Genomic DNA, 2,788 nt, shown 5'->3' with positions numbered 1-2,788 from the left:
ACGTCACGATGATGCCGAACAATCCGGACAGAAACACCGACGGCAGCATTTCACCTGATTTTCCCCAACGCAGCGCCACAGTGAAGACCGCAAATCCAAAGGCGGACCCCAAGGCCGCCAGACTGCCCTTCAAGGCTACGCCTCCAGATTTATCTGCGACCATGATCGCGATACCGGCAATGGCAACGGCTATGGCCACCCAGGTGGCAGGGCGTACAGGTTCACGCAGAACAACCCATCCCAGAACTGCCGCCATAAAGGGTGCTGTTGCAAACAGAAGCATGGCGTTTGCTACAGATGTCGCCTGGATTGCATATATCCCTCCGGAATAAGCAGCCACCAGTGACAGCCCTGCGATCACTGCTGGGAACCCGGTGCGGCGGATCTGGGCAAAGGGGCTTTCACCAGAGCGCATGCGAATGAACACATAAAGCAGAAGTGACAGGCTGGCCGAACGGTAAAGCAATATCTGCCACACAACCGCGTCTTCGATCAGCCGTATTCCAAGCCCGACGGTCGACCAAAGCACACCAGCAGTAAAGACAAACAGGACACCGAACCGGTGCCCGTCAGTGCCGAGTGACGGTTGGTTCATGACAGTCATTTGGTCTCCGAAAGACATTTCTTTCTCATTGCTAGCGATGCGGCTGTCGCTTTGGCCTTCCGTTTGCGACACCGAAGCTGTTCGTGGTACATAGATGCCAAGGAATGGCCTCTGACCAGCACCTTCTGCCAACGCCGCGAATTGGTACTTCGTCCCGCGTCTTTCCAGTTCAAGCTCTACGCAGAGAACGGCACCCGTTTTCGGACCAACCGTTCGTAGATGGTGCGGCGAAGGTGTCAGGAGAGCCCAGACTCTCCGATACTGCGCCTTGAACAAGTGGCCGCTTTCTTCAGCGAGGAATTTTCGAATAAACTGACCACGCCTATCAATCTATAAGGTGAGAAACACTTTGCGTTTTTCAAAACGTCGCTTTTAGAAAAGACCCGCTGACATTCAGACAGGTAAGTATTCACCATGCCAGCGAGATGAAATTTGGATGACAAAGAAAACCGACACCGAACCAATGAGCCGGGAGTGGCACTGGCATCCAGAGCTACCAGTCAGGCATGCGCCGTATTGGCTGTGGCCGCCGAAACCCGCCGCTCTGATAAAATGGGTGTGGCAGAACTGGCTACAATTTTCTGACCGCTCGTTCTTTCTTGCACTGGCGTTTTTGGTAACCTTCTGGCTGCATCCTGTAGGGCAAGAGCAATCCAGCCTCGGTCTTGGCTGGACGGCATGGGTGTTCTTACGCAATTGGCTGCTATTGTTGATTGTCGCCGGAGGGCTGCATCACTGGTTCTATGGGATCGACGGTCAGGGAAAATTACAGAAATTTGACCCGCGCCCATATTTCAAACGCAAGAACGCATTGTTCAAATTCGGCTATCAGACATGGGACAATGTCTACTACTCGATGATGTTCGGCGCGACGATTCTATCGTCTCTAGAGTGCTTCTTGCGCTGGTCCTATGCCAACGGATTGATCGGCACCTTGTCATTCGGCGCGCATCCCGTTTGGTTCATTCTGATGTTTCCTCTTCTTGCGCTGTGGCAAAGCTTTCACTTTTACGTCGTGCATCTTTTTTTGCATCAGCCGTTTATCTACAAATACGTGCATTCAGTTCATCATCGCAACGTCAACACCGGCCCATGGTCCGGCATGTCGATGCACCCCGTTGAAGCGTTGACCTACCTCAGCGCAATCCTGATCGTTCTCATCCTCCCAAGCCATCCAGTGCATATGCTGTTTCTTGGCTATTGGCTGATGCTGGGTGCTGCGTCATCTCATTCAGGATACGAGGCGTTGTGGGCGCGAGATCGTCAAGCCATCCTGCTTGGGGCGTTCTTTCACCAACTCCACCATCGATATTATGAGTGCAATTACGGGAACGCGGAAATGCCATGGGACAAGTGGTTTGGGACATATCATGATGGGTCAGAAGAGGCGACGCAACGCACCCGAAATCGCAAAAGACAAATGCACGGCTAAGGGTTCGCTGTTTTGCTCCCTAAGGGTCTTTAGCTGACGTCAAATGTCTTCGGGTAGACGGCTGCTACGTCCCGCGTCTGAATCGTTGGAACCGCCCGTGGCGAATGACGGTTTGAATTTCGTGTCTCAGCGGGGCTTTGAATGGCCGCTCTGGCGATTTTGGCTGCAACGTAGCAGCGAGCATGCCGCTTCCGCGAAGCGATGCTGCGACAGCAATAGCTGTGTGGGCAAATGGCCGGAAAGTCCGGCGATCTCAACCGGTCGACGCAACACACTCTGCGAACTTCTCTGCTGGCGTTTGATATTGCAAGGTCTTGCGAGGGCGTTCGCTGAGTTGCCTTGCGATTGCGCTGAGTTTTACTTGGGAATGGACCGATAAGTCGGTTCCGCGCGGCAAATACTGCCTCAAAAGCCGGTTGGTGTTCTCGTTTGATCCACGTTGCCACGGTAACTGCGGGTCGCAGAAGTAGACATCAACATCCGTAGCCAGCGTGAAGCGCGGGTGATCTGCCAGCTCTTTGCCACGATCCCATGTCAGAGATTTGTAGAGTTCACGTGGCAGCTTCTGAGCCGACTTGATCAGCGCAGTGACAACGCTCTCTGTGTCCTTGTTGGCGACTTTTACCAGCATGACATATCTGGAATGCCGTTCCACGAGGGTTGCGACATAGCTGTTTTTTGAGCCCCCGATCAAGTCACCCTCCCAGTGCCCCGGAACAGCACGATCCTCGATTGATGCAGGTCTTTCGCTG

At 53.6% G+C, this 2,788-nt stretch carries 3 protein-coding genes; 1 reads left to right on the top strand and 2 read right to left on the bottom strand.

Features of this window, described 5'->3' with window-relative positions:
• The coding region (locus NWQ23_RS11505; protein WP_306166503.1) for a DMT family transporter at positions 1-604 on the bottom strand (604 nt) is incomplete at its 3' end.
• Positions 605-1,040: 436 nt separating this feature from the next.
• Between NWQ23_RS11505 and NWQ23_RS11500 the strand changes: the two genes are divergently transcribed.
• Complete coding sequence (locus tag NWQ23_RS11500; protein ID WP_306166502.1) at positions 1,041-2,036, top strand: sterol desaturase family protein; 996 nt, start codon at positions 1,041-1,043, stop codon at positions 2,034-2,036.
• 253 nt (positions 2,037-2,289) lie between these two features.
• Here the strand turns inward: NWQ23_RS11500 and NWQ23_RS11495 are convergent.
• The coding region (locus NWQ23_RS11495; protein ID WP_306166501.1) for an IS30 family transposase at positions 2,290-2,788 on the bottom strand (499 nt) is incomplete at its 5' end.

Source organism: Yoonia sp., from assembly GCF_030731595.1.
Taxonomy (GTDB): domain Bacteria; phylum Pseudomonadota; class Alphaproteobacteria; order Rhodobacterales; family Rhodobacteraceae; genus Yoonia.
This window is presented reverse-complemented; position numbering and strand designations above follow the sequence as displayed.

What these genes read in the sequence shown, in the direction of transcription:
- NWQ23_RS11500 (WP_306166502.1), top strand. Translation starts at nt 1,041, where the DNA reads ATGACAAAGAAAACCGACACCGAACCAATGAGCCGGGAGTGGCACTGG.